Source organism: Streptomyces sp. NBC_00028, from assembly GCF_045041065.1.
Lineage (GTDB): Bacteria > Actinomycetota > Actinomycetes > Streptomycetales > Streptomycetaceae > Streptomyces.
The window spans coordinates 3,213,919-3,227,566 of the sequence record NZ_CP108293.1; the positions used below are offsets into that span (position 1 = coordinate 3,213,919).

A 13,648-nucleotide genomic window follows, 5' to 3' on the forward strand; every position below is an offset into this window, starting at 1 on the left:
TCTCAGACTCCAGCGGCGACAGGGGCGTCGGACAGGTCGGCGGGCGAGCCCAGGTGGCCAAGGACGGCGGTCGCGGCGGCGACCTGCGGCGAGACCAGGTGCGTACGGCCGCCCTTGCCCTGCCTGCCCTCGAAGTTGCGGTTGGAGGTGGACGCGGAGCGCTCACCCGGGGCCAGCTGGTCCGGGTTCATGCCCAGACACATCGAGCAGCCCGCGTGCCGCCATTCGGCGCCGGCGTCCTTGAAGACGACGTCCAGGCCCTCGGAGACGGCCTGCAGACCCACCCGCGCGGAGCCGGGAACGACCAGCATCCGTACGCCGTCGGCGACTTTGCGGCCCTTGAGGAGCTCGGCGGCGGCGCGCAGGTCCTCGATACGACCGTTGGTGCACGAACCTACGAAGACGGTGTCCACCTTGATGGAGCGCAGCGGCTGGCCGGCCTCCAACCCCATGTATTCCAGGGCCTTTTCGGCGGCGAGGCGCTCCGAAGCGTCTTCGTACGAAGCAGGATCGGGGACGTCCGCCGAAAGCGGCGCGCCCTGACCGGGGTTGGTGCCCCAGGTGACGAACGGCGACAGTTCGGCGGCCTCGATGACGACCTCGGCGTCGAACTCGGCGTCCTCGTCCGTCTTCAGGGTCTTCCAGTACGCGACGGCCGCGTCCCAGTCCTCGCCCTTGGGGGCGTGCACCCGGCCCTCGAGGTAGTCGAAGGTGGTCTGGTCGGGGGCGATCATGCCCGCGCGGGCACCGGCCTCGATCGACATGTTGCAGATGGTCATGCGGGCTTCCATCGAGAGTTTCTCGATGGCGGAGCCGCGGTACTCCAGGACGTAGCCCTGGCCGCCGCCCGTGCCGATCTTGGCGATGATCGCCAGGATCAGGTCCTTGGCGGTGACGCCCTCGGGCAGTTCGCCGTTGACCGTGATGGCCATGGTCTTCGGGCGGACCAGCGGCAGCGTCTGGGTGGCCAGCACGTGCTCGACCTGGGAGGTGCCGATGCCGAACGCCAGGCCGCCGAAGGCGCCGTGGGTGGAGGTGTGGGAGTCGCCGCAGACGACGGTCATGCCGGGCTGGGTCAGACCCAGCTGCGGGCCGACGACGTGCACGACGCCCTGCTCGACGTCGCCCAGCGGGTGCAGGCGCACGCCGAACTCGGCGGCGTTCTTGCGCAGCGTCTCCAGCTGGACCCGGGAGACCGGGTCGGCGATGGGCTTGTCGATGTCGAGGGTCGGGGTGTTGTGGTCCTCGGTCGCGATGGTGAGGTCGAGGCGGCGCACCTGGCGACCGGTCTTGCGGAGGCCGTCGAAGGCCTGCGGGCTGGTCACCTCGTGCAGCAGATGCAGATCGATGAAGAGGAGGTCGGGCTCGCCCTCGGCGCGCCGGACGACGTGGTCGTCCCAGACCTTCTCCGCGAGTGTCCTACCCATCGCTTTCCCTCCGGCCGGCAAAGGTGCGCCGGCCCAACTAGAGATCTTCCGGAAGCGGCGCCCGTACCCCTGGATTCCCGGGCAGCCGCCGCCAGGCCCGTTTGGTCCGCGGGCCGCTGTGCATCCAAGGGTTGCGCGTCTCACGAAAAAAGGAACTTGCGTTTCACAGAGTGAGACGTGAGTATCGTTTCATGGACAACAGTAGCGGCGTCGGCGTTCTGGACAAGGCAGCCCTTGTCCTCAGCGCCCTGGAGTCCGGTCCGGCCACCCTCGCGGGGCTTGTGGCGGCCACCGGACTTGCACGGCCCACGGCTCACAGACTGGCCGTGGCTCTGGAACACCACCGTATGGTGGCGCGCGACATGCAGGGCCGTTTCATTCTCGGCCCGCGCCTCGCGGAACTGGCCGCGGCCGCCGGCGAGGACCGTCTCCTCGCCACGGCGGGCCCGGTCCTGACCCACCTCAGGGACATCACCGGCGAGAGCGCGCAGCTCTACCGCCGCCAGGGCGACATGCGCATCTGCGTCGCCGCGGCGGAGCGCCTGTCCGGCCTGCGGGACACGGTCCCGGTCGGCTCGACGCTCACCATGAAGGCCGGCTCCTCGGCCCAGATCCTGATGGCCTGGGAGGAGCCCGAGCGCCTGCACCGCGGCCTCCAGGGCGCCCGCTTCACGGCGACGGCCCTGTCGGGCGTACGGCGCCGCGGCTGGGCCCAGTCGATCGGCGAGCGCGAGCCGGGCGTCGCGTCCGTCTCCGCGCCCGTACGCGGCCCCTCCAACCGCGTCGTGGCCGCCGTGTCGGTCTCCGGCCCCATCGAGCGCCTGACCCGCCACCCGGGCCGGATGCACGCCCAAGCGGTCATCGACGCCGCCGCCCGCCTCTCCGAGGCCCTGCGCCGCACGGGCTGACGCTCCCCCGGGACACATCGGGACAACGCCGAGGAGGGCCTGCCTCAACGCCGCGGCAGGCCCTCCTCGTCCCCCGATCCCCCCGTCACCCGGCCTCTTCGACCGCCTCCGCTTTCGCCGACCGGTGCGCGAACCGGTCCTTCGCGTAGCGCCCCCGCTTCTCCAGCGGCACCTGCCCGTGCGCCGCCGCGAGCCCGAAGGCCGGCATGTCCCCGTAGATCGCCTCGTAGGAGCCCTCGGGCACCACATAAGCCTCGTGCCAGATCCCCACGTGCCCCTTCATCGCACCGTCCCGCTCCTTGCGGTTGAGCAGGGCCCAGATGCGGTGGTGGAGCATCTCCGGCGAGTGCGCGTAGGCGTAGAGCTTCTCCTTGGACTCCCAGTACTGGACGACGTAGTACGTCCGCGGCGACGCCGTCAGCATCACCTTGCCCAGCAGCCCGCGGCCCGGGTCCCTGCCCAGTTCGGCCAGCATGCGGAACATCGAGATCATCACCAGCCCCCACTGGTGCACCGCCCAGAAGTGGTTGACGCGCATCCCGATGAGCAGGACCACCACGTCCCCCTCGGCATCGGCGGTCGTCCGCCCCAGCACCGGCTTCGCGAACACGGCTCCCCCATGACTGTCGTCGGATAGCGGCACTATCCTTCTCGATGGTGCTTGGATAGTGGCACTCCCCAATGAAGGGCGCAAGACATGCGGCTGGCCGAACTGAGCGAGCGCAGTGGGGTGTCCACCGCGACGATCAAGTACTACCTGCGCGAAGGGTTGTTGGCGCCCGGCCGCCAGATCAACACGACCACGGCCGAGTACGACGAGGAGCATCTGCGCCGGCTGAGGCTGATCCGCGCGATGATCCAGGTCGGCCGGGTGCCGGTCGCGACGGTGCGGGAGGTGCTGAGCCATGTCGACGACGACTCCCTGCCCCGCGCGATGCGCCTCGGCGCGGCGGTCTGGGCCCTGCCCCAGGTGCCCGAGCCGGACGCGGACGACGAGTTCGTCCAGGGCGCACGGGTCGCGATGGAGGGGCTGCTCAAAACGCTGGGGTGGTCCAACGCCCAGGCCATGACGACCGTCTCGCCGTCCTTCCGCTCCCTGGTGGTGGCGACGGCGGCGCTGCGCCGGCTCGGCTACGACTGGAATCCGGAGACGCTCGTACCGTACGCCCGGCTGATGCGCCAAGTCGCCGAGCTGGACATGGAGTTCATGGAGTCGCATGTCTCGGAGGCGGAGAAGGCGGAGGTGGCGGTGCTGGGTGTGGTGCTCGTCGAGCCGATGCTGCAGGCGCTGCATCGACTCGCGCAGGAGGAGGAGTCGACGCGGCGGTACGGCTTCGAGTAGGGCGGGGAAGGGGGCCCGGGGACGGCGAAAGCCCCCCACCGAAGTGGAGGGCTTTCCTCTACGTACCCCCGACCGGATTCGAACCGGCGCTACCGCCTTGAGAGGGCGGCGTGCTAGGCCGCTACACAACGGGGGCGTGGAGCCTGCTGGCGTTCAGTACTGAACCGCCGCAGGTCCGAGCTGGTCTACCTGGACTCGAACCAAGACTAACTGAACCAGAATCAGTCGTGCTGCCAATTACACCATAGACCAATGTGGTTTAGACCAGTCAGTACCCCCGACCGGATTCGAACCGGCGCTACCGCCTTGAGAGGGCGGCGTGCTAGGCCGCTACACAACGGGGGCCCTAGCGATCCTGCATGAGAGTCAGCGGGTGCGACCCTGACTGACCCTCCGGGAAGGATCTGTACCCCCGACCGGATTCGAACCGGCGCTACTGCCTTGAGAGGGCAGCGTGCTAGGCCGCTACACAACGGGGGCTTTGCAGATGAGCTCTGCGAGCTGGCCTACCTGGACTCGAACCAAGACTAACTGAACCAGAATCAGTCGTGCTGCCAATTACACCATAGGCCACTGGAACGCAAGCCCCGAGGGGGATCTTGTTCTAGTTGTACGCTCCGGGTTTCCGGCCTCTCGGCCCGCTCCCCTCGGCGCAGGAAGAACATTACCCGAAGGTGGACGGGGCTCCAAAACGGGTATCCGCGCCGAGGAGCGCGGGGAGTTCGGCGAGGCTGGCGATCCGGTGGAGGCCGATGGGTGCGTCGTCGGCGGCGTACACGCCGTCACGGTCGATCCAGAACGAGCGCAGTCCGGCCTCGGCGGCGCCGCGGCCGTCGATCTCCGGGTGGTCGCCGACGTACGCGACCTGCTCCGGGGCGAGTTCCAGTGCCGCGCAGGCCGCGTGGAAGGCGCCCGCCTCGGGCTTGGAGACGCCGAGTTCCGCGGCGCACAGGATCGCCTCGAAGCGGTCGTGGACACCGAGGCTGCGCAGCTTGCGGTCCTGGACATGGATGCTGGAGTTGGAGAGCACCGCGTGCCGGTGGCTGCCGGAGAGGGCGTCGAGGACCGGCAGGACGTCCGGGAAGAGGGCCCAGACGGTCTCGTAGTGGGCGACGTACCGCTGGAACCAGGCGTCGGCCTCCGCGTCGCTCAGCTCCGCGTCCAGGAACGCCCGCACCCGGTCCCGGCGCTGCCCCTGGAAGTCGACCTCCCCGGCCGAGAACCGCGCCCACTGGACGTCGGTGATCCGCCGCCAGCGCACGATGGCCTGCTCGACGCTCTCGTACCCGTCCAGCAGCCCCTCGGCCGTCAGATGCAGCCGCATTCCGGCACGGTCGGCACCGGAGTAGTCGAAAAGGGTGTCGTCGACGTCCCAGACCACGGCCAGAATGCTCATGATCCGACGGTAACCCGGCAGTTGCCGCCCTGTCCGGGGTACGGCGAAGGGGCGGCACCCGGTGGTCCGGATGCCGCCCCTCACGTGCGCGTGCGTCAGGCCGCGAGCTTCGCCAGGGCCGCGTCGATGCGGGCCAGCGTCGTCTCCTTGCCCAGGACCTCAAGGGACTCGAAGAGGGGCAGGCCCACCGTGCGGCCGGTGACGGCGACGCGGACCGGGGCCTGGGCCTTGCCGAGCTTGAGGCCGTGGGCCTCGCCGGCGGTCAGGACGGCCTCCTTGAGGGACTCCGGGGAGGTCCAGTCCGCCGACTCCAGCTTTTCGCGGGCCGTGACCAGAAGGGCGTCCGAGCCCTCCTTCATCGCCTTCGTCCAGGACTGCTCGTCGAAGACCGGCTCCGGCAGGAACAGGAAGTCGACGTTGTCGGTGATCTCCGACAGGACCTTCAGGCGGGTCTGGGCGTGCGGGGCGATCGCCTGCCACTTCGACTCGTCGAAGTCCTCCGGGGACCAGGGGGCGAAGGGGGCCTTCAGCCACGGAGCGCAGCGCTCCGTGAAGTCCTTCACGTCCAGCAGTCGGATGTGGTCGCCGTTGATCGACTCGCACTTCTTCAGGTCGAAGCGGGCCGGGTTGGGCTGCACGTCGTTGATGTCGAAGGCCTCGACCATCTCCTCGATCGAGAAGATGTCCTGGTCGGCCGAGAGCGACCAGCCCAGCAGGGAGAGGTAGTTGAGCAGGCCCTCGGGCAGGAAGCCGCGCTCGCGGTAGAGGTTCAGCGAGGACTCGGGGTCACGCTTGGAGAGCTTCTTGTTGCCCTCGCCCATGACGTACGGCAGGTGGCCGAACTGCGGGGTGGCCTTGGCGATGCCGAGCTCCGTCAGCGCCTTGTACAGGGCGATCTGCCGGGGCGTCGAGGAGAGCAGGTCCTCACCGCGCAGGACGTGGGTGATCTCCATCAGGGCGTCGTCGACGGGGTTCACCAGCGTGTAGAGGGGCGCCCCGTTGGCTCGTACGATCCCGTAGTCCGGGACGTTCTCCGGGGTGAAGGTCAGCTCGCCGCGGACCAGGTCCGTGAAGGTGATCGTCTCGTCGGGCATGCGGAAGCGGACGATCGGCTCGCGGCCCTCGGCGCGGTAGGCCTCCACCTGCTCGGCGCTCAGGTCGCGGCAGTGGCCGTCGTAGCCGGACGGCTTGCCGGCGGCGCGGGCGGCCTCGCGGCGCTCGTCCAGCTCCGCCTGGGAGCAGTAGCAGCGGTAGGCGTGACCGGCGTCCAGGAGTTTGGCCGCGACGTCCTTGTAGAGGTCCATGCGCTGCGACTGGCGGTACGGCGCGTGCGGGCCACCGACCTCGGGGCCCTCGTCCCAGTCGAAGCCCAGCCAGCGCATCGCGTCGAGCAGCTGGTTGTAGGACTCCTCGGAGTCGCGGGCCGCGTCGGTGTCCTCGATGCGGAAGACGAGCGTGCCCTGGTGGTGCTTGGCGAACGCCCAGTTGAACAGGGCGGTGCGGACCAGGCCCACATGCGGGTTACCGGTGGGCGAGGGGCAGAAACGTACGCGGACGGGTGCGCTAGCCACGCTTGACAACCTTGTTGGTGAGAGTGCCGATGCCTTCGATGGTGACGGCGACCTCGTCGCCGACGGTGAGCGGTCCGACGCCTGCCGGGGTGCCCGTGAGGATCACGTCGCCGGGGAGCAGCGTCATGGCCTCGGAGATGTTGACGATCAGATCCTCGATCGGGTGGATCATCTCGCTGGTGCGGCCGAGCTGGCGCTGCTGGCCGTTGACCGTGAGCTGGATGGTGAGGTCGCTCGGGTCGAGGTCCGTCTCCACCCAGGGGCCGAGCGGGCAGGAGGTGTCGAAGCCCTTGGCCCTGGCCCACTGCTTCTCGCGCTTCTGGACGTCACGGGCGGTGATGTCGTTGGCGCAGGTGTAGCCGAGGATGACGTCCTTGACGCGTTCGCGCGGGACCTCGCGGCACATGCGGCCGATGACCACGGCCAGCTCGGCCTCGTGGTGGACGTCCGCGGAGAAGGAGGGGTACTGGATCTCGTCGCCGGGGCCGATCACCGAGGTGGACGGCTTGAAGAAGGCGAAGGGGGCGTCGGGGACCTCGTTGCCGAGTTCGCGCGCGTGCTCCGCGTAGTTGCGGCCGTAGGCCACGACCTTGTTGGGGAGCACCGGCGGCAGCAGCCGGACCTTGCTCAGCGGGACCTTCGTGCCGGAGAGCTCGAAGTCGGCGAACGGGATGCCCTTGATGATGTCAAGGACGAGCTCGTCCGGCTTGTCGCCCTCGACCGCGCCGAAGGCGACGTTCCCGTCGATGGAGAATCTGGCGATGCGCACGGGATCCTGGCGCCCCTCACTGAGCCGGCTGAAGTCTGACGCTCCAGGCTAACGCGGTGAGGTGGCCGCACCTCGCGCATTAACGCGGGGCGCCCCGGCGGTCGTGCGACGGGTGCCGTCGTGATCTACTCGGCGGCGGCGGTGACCGGGACGTCCATCAGGATCGTGCGGCGCGGGTTGGCCGTCTGGGCCGGGAGGTCGACGGAGTGCTCCGGGAGCTCCTGGGTCTGCAGGTCGTCGGCGTCCTCGAGGTGCGCCAGCGTCGTGCGCCGCGGGTTGGCTATGTTGCGGAACATCATCGTCGTCTTCACGGTTGTACGAGGCCCTGTCGTGAGTGAGTTGGCAGTTTCCTACGTCATGTAAAGCGCCAGGCTAAACATGCGATTCCCCTCCGAAGACGTGAAGACCCCATGATCCGCGTGTGAGTTTGCTCACGACCCGAGGGGTAAAGCGGTCAATTCGGGCTCGCAACTCACCCCTACGAAACGGACATTGGCCCCCTGAAGCCATCATTCCGCTCCTGATCATGGCGACTGGGACACCTGCCCCGCGTCAACGTTCCGTGGGCATACGTCCGTTATCGTCCGGATCACTTTCTACGACCGGTAACTCGGCCCTCACATGCTGTCACGTAGGTCACGGCCTGACACACGGCCCTTGTTGGAGATCCGGCACTGTGCTGGAATCTCACGGACCGCCGCAGGAACGAGCCGGCGCACAGGTGGCGCACCGCGCGCCTAGTGGCGGCGAGAAGGGGGAACCAGCGCCGGTCACTCACGACCATCGGGGGGCGTAATTCAGGGCGCCCCTCAGTACGCCGACACCGTGCCCTTCCGTTCACGCGGAGGGGTGCCTGGTCCAGAGGTTGCGACGCTAGTGCAGGGACGTTTCAAGAGGGATGGCAGTGCTTCGGCGGAGCCGGAGCCGCACGGCGGGACTGCCCCCAGCAATGGCAGCTCCTCGCCCCAGCACGCCCAGAACCCGGGCCAGGCGGCGTCCGGCGACGGAGGCGCGCGCCCCGGCGCGACGTCTTCCGGCAGCGCCAAACCCGCCACCCCCAAACCGTCGAAGAGCCCGAGCGGGCCCGGTTCGCGAATAGCGCTGCGCAACTGGCGTATCTCCACGCGTCTGGTGTCGCTCCTCGCGCTGCCCGTGGTCGCGGCCACCTCGCTGGGCGCGCTGCGCATCAGCGACAACGTGGACGACATCCAGCAGCTCGAGAACATGAAGCTGCTGACCGACATGACCAAGCAGGCCACGGCCCTGGCCGAGGCCCTGCAGAACGAGCGTGACCAGTCCGCCGGCCCGCTGGCGCACGGCTCCAGCGCGAGCGACTACACGATCAAGGGTCTGCGGGACAAGACCGACCGGGCGCGCGACGACTTCATCGACTCGTCCGAGGAGATCGACGACCAGGGCAGCGGCCTCCAGGGCATCCGCGACAACGTGGTGCTCCTGGTCGAGAACCTGCGCTCGGTCGACAAGGTCCGCAACGACGCCTACGAGGCCCAGGGCAACTCCACCCAGACGGTGGAGGCCTACCACCGGATCATCACGCAGCTGCTGGACCTCTCGCAGGACATGGCGCAGGCCACCAGCAACCCCGACATGATCCAGCGGACGCGTTCCCTGGCGGCCTTCTCCGCCGCCAAGGAGTACGCCTCGATCCAGCGCGCCGTCCTCGCCGCGGCCCTGCCCGCGAACAAGACGTCCCTGGGCGACCTCTCCGAGAACGACCGGCTCTACGCCCAGTCGGCGCTGCAGAGCCAGGACGCCGAACTCCGGAGCTTCCAGTCCATCTACGGCCAGACCGCGGCCGTGGAGCTGCTGGAGCCCATCAGCGACAACAACACGACCATCCAGTCCTCCGACACCTACGCCAGCCGCGCCCTGGACTCCACCAACGGTCTGGAGAACCTGGACAAGCGGTCGTACAAGGACTGGCTGGACGACAGCTCGACCAAGATCGACCAGATGGGCAAGATCGAGAGCACGCTGCTCGAGCAGATGGAGCAGAAGGCCCGTGAGCTGCGCAACGAGTCGGAGAGCGAGGCGATCCTCTCCGGTGCGCTGATCCTGCTGGTGCTCGGTATCTCGCTCGTCGGCGCCTTCGTGGTGGCCCGCTCCATGATCCGCTCGCTGCGGCGCCTGGAGGAGACCGCGACCAAGGTCGCCACCGACCGTCTGCCCGAGCTGGTCAAGCAGCTGTCCGAGTCCGACCCGCAGGACGTCGACACGTCCGTGGAGTCGGTCGGTGTGCACTCGCGCGACGAGATCGGCAAGGTGGCCGCGGCCTTCGACGACGTGCACCGCGAGGCGGTCCGTCTCGCCGCCGAGCAGGCCCTGCTGCGGGGCAACGTCAACGCGATGTTCACCAACCTCTCGCGCCGCTCCCAGGGTCTTATCCAGCGCCAGCTGTCGCTGATCTCCGAGCTCGAGTCCCGTGAGGCCGACCCGGACCAGCTGTCCTCGCTCTTCAAGCTCGACCACCTCGCGACGCGTATGCGCCGTAACGGTGAGAACCTCCTCGTCCTCGCCGGTGAGGAGCCCGGCCGACGCTGGACCCGTCCGGTCCCGCTGGTCGACGTGCTCCGCGCCGCCGCCTCCGAGGTGGAGCAGTACGAGCGCATCGAGCTGGCCGCCGTGCCGACCACCGAAGTGGCCGGCCGTGTGGTCAACGACCTCGTGCACCTCCTCGCCGAGCTGCTGGAGAACGCCACCTCGTTCTCCTCGCCGCAGACCAAGGTCAAGGTCACCGGTCACGCGCTGCCCGACGGCCGCGTCCTGATCGAGATCCACGACACCGGTATCGGCCTCTCCCCCGAGGACCTCGCGGCGATCAACGAGCGGCTCGCCTCGCCGCCCACCGTGGACGTCTCGGTCTCCCGCCGCATGGGTCTGTTCGTGGTCGGTCGTCTGTCGCAGCGGCACGGCATCCGTATCCAGCTGCGCCCCTCCGACTCCGGTGGTACGACCGCGCTGGTCATGCTGCCCGTCGACGTCGCCCAGGGCGGCAAGAAGCCGCAGCCCAAGCCCGGTCAGGGTGCGGGTGCGCCGTCCGCCGCGCAGGCGGCCGCCGGTGTGGCCGCGGCCCGGGGCGGCTCCGGCCGGCCGGGTGGCGGCGCGCTCGGCGCGGGTGCGCCCGGTGGCGGTGCGCTCGGCACCGGCGCTCCGGCCGGTGGCCGGCTCGCCGCGGGGCAGGGCCCGCGGGCCGCGCTGCCGGGTGCCGGCAACGCCGGGCGTCCGGGTGGTCCGCGTGGGCCGCAGTCCCCGTCCGCTCCGCCGCAGGGCCGGCCCGCTCCGGCCGGTGCGGGTGCCGGCTTCGGTGGTCAGGCGCCCGGTGCCCCGCAGGGTCTGCAGGCCGCCGGTACCGGTGGTCCGCAGGACGCCTTCGGTGGCGGCCGGCCGCAGCAGTCCGCGCCGTCGGCGGGTGAGCAGGGCGGCGGTCGTCGTGGCCGCCAGCTGCCGGGCCGGGGCGGTGCGCGCGCCGAGCTGCCGGGCGGCAACGCACAGCAGTCGCGGCCCAGCTGGAGCGACGAGAACGCGCAGCCGCAGATCTCGCACGCCTCCCTCGACGCCCCGCGCGGCCATGACGAGCAGGACCCGTCGCAGACCTCGCGCATGCCGCGGATCGACGACCGGCAGGGCCCGGGCTCCACGTCCGAGTTCCCCCGTCCGGACTTCGACGCCCCCATGCCGGGCACCGGCGGCCCGCAGAACACCGGCCAGTACCCCCGCCCGAGCGCGGTGCCCGGTGCCCAGGACTCCGGCCAGTTCGCGTCGGCGGACTTCAACGGCCCGCAGAGCACCGGTCAGTTCCCGCGGCCGGACTTCGACGCCCCGCAGAACACGGGCCAGTTCGCCCAGCCCGGCGGCAACGCCCAGCAGAACGGCACCGGTTCCTTCGTCCGCCCGGACGTCTTCGGCACCCCGGCCCAGACCGGCCCGTCCGCGACCGGTCAGTTCCCGGTCCCGCAGGGGTACGACAACGGCTCGACGGGCCAGTTCCCGGTACCGAACCAGGACAGCAGCTCCACCGGGCAGCACGCGCTGCCGGGCCGCCAGTCCCCCACCGGACCGGCGAACCCGCAGCAGACCGGCCAGTTCGAGCGGCCCCAGCAGGGTGCCGGACGCGGTCCCGCCGACTTCGGCCTCCCGCAGCCCCCGGCCCCGCAGCGTCCGCAGGCGCAGCGGCCCGTACGCCAGGAGCCGGAGGCCCTGCCCCCGGCGGCGGGACCCGGTGACGGACGTACGCCGCTGTACGACACCCTGGAGACCAACTGGTTCCACGGTGCGCCGGGTCAGCCGGGCCAGCCCGCGAACGGCAACGGCGCGGCTCCGGCCGCCCCGGCCCAGGCCCCCCAGCAGCCGCAGACTCCGGCCGCTCCCCAACGTCCCGCCTCCGCCTCCTGGCGCAGCTCGCCGAACGACGATCTCGTCCGGCAGGCCGAGCGCGTCCGGCAGCCGGCAGCGGGCGGTGTCACCACCTCCGGCCTGCCGCGCCGGGTGCCCCGGGCGAACCTCGTCCCGGGCACGGCTCAGCAGCAACAGCACCAAGCCGGTCCGGCGGTCTCCCGTGCGCCTGATGACGTACGCGGCCGTCTGACCAATCTCCGTCGGGGTATCGCACAAGGTCGTCAGGTCGGCGGTAACGGCCAGACGGGCAGCTTCCCGAACCCCACTCACCAGCAGGAGCGTTAGTTGAGCCCGATGAGCCAGGCGGCACAGAACCTCAACTGGTTGATCACCAACTTCGTGGACAACACCCCCGGGGTGTCCCACACCGTCGTCGTGTCCGCCGACGGTCTTCTGCTGGCGATGTCCGAGGGCTTCCCGCGCGACCGTGCCGACCAGCTGGCGGCCGTCGCGTCGGGTCTGACCTCGCTCACGGCCGGCGCCTCCCGGATCTTCGAGGGCGGCAACGTGGCACAGACGGTCGTCGAGATGGAACGGGGCTTCCTGTTCCTGATGTCCGTCTCGGACGGCTCGTCGCTGGCCGTCCTCGCGCACCCCGAGTGCGACATCGGCCTCGTCGGCTACGAGATGGCCCTTCTCGTAGACCGCGCGGGTGCGGTCCTCACGCCCGATCTCCGCGCGGAACTACAGGGCAGTCTGCTTCACTGAACCGCCTCGATCCACCCGCCTCACGAAATCACCGTCGGCCGACACAATCCCCCCACCGGCCTCACCAAGACGGCACGACTGACCGGAAGTTTGCTGTCCCGCCCGGAGGATCAATGACCCCGCCCACCGCCTCTCATGATCCGTACGCGGAGCCGTACGAGGATGAGGGCGACCAGCCACTGGTACGTCCGTACGCGATGACCGGTGGCCGGACCCGGCCGCGCTACCAGCTGGCCATAGAGGCCCTGATCAGCACCACGGCCGACCCGGCAGCGCTCATGGGCCTGCTCCCGGAGCACCAGCGCATCTGCCATCTGTGCCGCGAGGTGAAGTCGGTCGCGGAGGTCTCGGCGCTCCTGGCCATGCCGCTCGGCGTGGCCCGCATCCTCGTCGCGGACCTCGCCGAGGCAGGGCTCGTCGCCATTCACCAGCCGGGCGGCGACGAGAGCACCGGCGCTCCGGACGTGACACTGCTCGAAAGGGTGCTCAGTGGACTTCGCAAGCTCTGACGGAGGCCGGGCGACCACCTCCGCGAAGATCGTGGTGGCCGGCGGCTTCGGCGTCGGCAAGACCACGTTCGTGGGCGCCGTCTCCGAGATCAACCCGCTGCGCACCGAGGCCGTCATGACGTCCGCGTCGGCGGGCATCGACGACCTCACGCACACCGGGGGCAAGACGACCACGACGGTCGCCATGGACTTCGGCCGTATCACCCTGGACCAGGACCTGATCCTGTACCTCTTCGGTACGCCGGGCCAGGACCGGTTCTGGTTCATGTGGGACGACCTGGTGCGCGGCGCGATCGGCGCGATCGTGCTGGTGGACACCCGGCGTCTCGCCGACTGCTTCCCCGCGGTCGACTACTTCGAGAACTCGGGGCTCCCCTTCGTCGTCGCGCTCAATGGCTTCGAGGGGCACCAGCCGTACGCACCCGAGGAGGTGCGTGAGGCGTTGCAGATCGGTCCGGACACCCCGATCATCACGACGGACGCCCGGCACCGCTCGGATGCGAAGAGTGCCCTGATCACACTGGTCGAGCACGCCCTCATGGCACGTCTGCGATAGCACTCAAATCGTTCGCGCCATACGGCAGTTGTCGTAGATGCACCGG

At 69.8% G+C, this 13,648-nt stretch carries 12 protein-coding genes and 5 tRNA genes; 6 read left to right on the forward strand and 11 right to left on the reverse strand.

The features are described from left to right. Nucleotides 1-2 precede the first annotated feature (2 nt). The gene (gene leuC / locus OG885_RS14005; protein ID WP_399966566.1) at nucleotides 3-1,427 is read right to left on the reverse strand and encodes a 3-isopropylmalate dehydratase large subunit; all 1,425 of its coding nucleotides are present in this window, start codon (nucleotides 1,425-1,427) and stop codon (nucleotides 3-5) included. A gap of 191 nt (nucleotides 1,428-1,618) precedes the next feature. Between leuC and ndgR the strand changes: the two genes are divergently transcribed. Next, a complete protein-coding gene (gene ndgR / locus OG885_RS14010) occupies nucleotides 1,619-2,335 on the forward strand; it encodes an IclR family transcriptional regulator NdgR (RefSeq protein ID WP_007384919.1) in 717 nt (238 codons plus the stop codon). 85 nt (nucleotides 2,336-2,420) lie between these two features. On the opposite strand, the gene OG885_RS14015 is transcribed toward ndgR, so the two are convergent. Beyond that, nucleotides 2,421-2,945: a DUF4188 domain-containing protein gene (locus OG885_RS14015; protein ID WP_405730832.1), complete on the reverse strand. Its 525-nt coding sequence runs from the start codon at nucleotides 2,943-2,945 to the stop codon at nucleotides 2,421-2,423. An 87-nt stretch (nucleotides 2,946-3,032) separates the two neighbouring features. Between OG885_RS14015 and OG885_RS14020 the strand changes: the two genes are divergently transcribed. Then, the gene (locus OG885_RS14020; RefSeq protein WP_405730834.1) at nucleotides 3,033-3,677 is read left to right on the forward strand and encodes a MerR family transcriptional regulator; all 645 of its coding nucleotides are present in this window, start codon (nucleotides 3,033-3,035) and stop codon (nucleotides 3,675-3,677) included. Nucleotides 3,678-3,740: 63 nt separating this feature from the next. Here OG885_RS14020 and OG885_RS14025 read toward each other — a convergent pair. The 9 genes from OG885_RS14025 to OG885_RS14065 form a co-directional block, all read right to left on the reverse strand. Then, nucleotides 3,741-3,813 (reverse strand) — tRNA-Glu (locus OG885_RS14025). 44 nt (nucleotides 3,814-3,857) lie between these two features. After that, a tRNA-Gln gene (locus tag OG885_RS14030) sits at nucleotides 3,858-3,929 on the reverse strand. Nucleotides 3,930-3,949: 20 nt separating this feature from the next. Next, a tRNA-Glu gene (locus OG885_RS14035) sits at nucleotides 3,950-4,022 on the reverse strand. 62 nt (nucleotides 4,023-4,084) lie between these two features. Further along, nucleotides 4,085-4,157 (reverse strand) — tRNA-Glu (locus OG885_RS14040). Between the two features lie 21 nt (nucleotides 4,158-4,178). Then, nucleotides 4,179-4,250: transfer RNA gene (locus tag OG885_RS14045), tRNA-Gln, on the reverse strand. Nucleotides 4,251-4,341: 91 nt separating this feature from the next. Continuing rightward, nucleotides 4,342-5,073: an HAD family hydrolase gene (locus OG885_RS14050; RefSeq protein ID WP_405730836.1), complete on the reverse strand. Its 732-nt coding sequence runs from the start codon at nucleotides 5,071-5,073 to the stop codon at nucleotides 4,342-4,344. A 95-nt stretch (nucleotides 5,074-5,168) separates the two neighbouring features. Then, entirely contained in the window at nucleotides 5,169-6,653 is a 1,485-nt protein-coding gene (gene gltX / locus OG885_RS14055) for a glutamate--tRNA ligase (RefSeq protein WP_405730838.1), read from the reverse strand. Continuing rightward, nucleotides 6,637-7,413, reverse strand: coding sequence for a fumarylacetoacetate hydrolase family protein (locus tag OG885_RS14060; protein ID WP_405730840.1), 777 nt, complete (start codon nucleotides 7,411-7,413; stop codon nucleotides 6,637-6,639). Before OG885_RS14060 ends, gltX begins: the two co-directional genes overlap by 17 nt. Before the next feature lie 125 nt (nucleotides 7,414-7,538). After that, a complete protein-coding gene (locus tag OG885_RS14065; RefSeq protein WP_399966560.1) occupies nucleotides 7,539-7,724 on the reverse strand; it encodes a hypothetical protein in 186 nt (61 codons plus the stop codon). A gap of 565 nt (nucleotides 7,725-8,289) precedes the next feature. Here OG885_RS14065 and OG885_RS14070 point away from each other — a divergent pair. The 4 genes from OG885_RS14070 to OG885_RS14085 all read left to right on the forward strand — a co-directional run bounded on the left by OG885_RS14070 (nucleotide 8,290) and on the right by OG885_RS14085 (nucleotide 13,602). Then, a complete protein-coding gene (locus OG885_RS14070; protein ID WP_405730843.1) occupies nucleotides 8,290-12,114 on the forward strand; it encodes a nitrate- and nitrite sensing domain-containing protein in 3,825 nt (1,274 codons plus the stop codon). 9 nt (nucleotides 12,115-12,123) lie between these two features. Continuing rightward, a complete protein-coding gene (locus tag OG885_RS14075; protein WP_003973453.1) occupies nucleotides 12,124-12,537 on the forward strand; it encodes a roadblock/LC7 domain-containing protein in 414 nt (137 codons plus the stop codon). Between the two features lie 113 nt (nucleotides 12,538-12,650). Beyond that, nucleotides 12,651-13,046 carry a DUF742 domain-containing protein gene (locus tag OG885_RS14080; RefSeq protein ID WP_030611532.1) on the forward strand — a complete coding sequence of 132 codons (396 nt, stop codon included), beginning with the start codon at nucleotides 12,651-12,653 and terminating at the stop codon, nucleotides 13,044-13,046. Then, nucleotides 13,027-13,602: an ATP/GTP-binding protein gene (locus tag OG885_RS14085; protein ID WP_046258886.1), complete on the forward strand. Its 576-nt coding sequence runs from the start codon at nucleotides 13,027-13,029 to the stop codon at nucleotides 13,600-13,602. Before OG885_RS14080 ends, OG885_RS14085 begins: the two co-directional genes overlap by 20 nt. The last annotated feature ends 46 nt before the right edge of the window (nucleotides 13,603-13,648 follow it).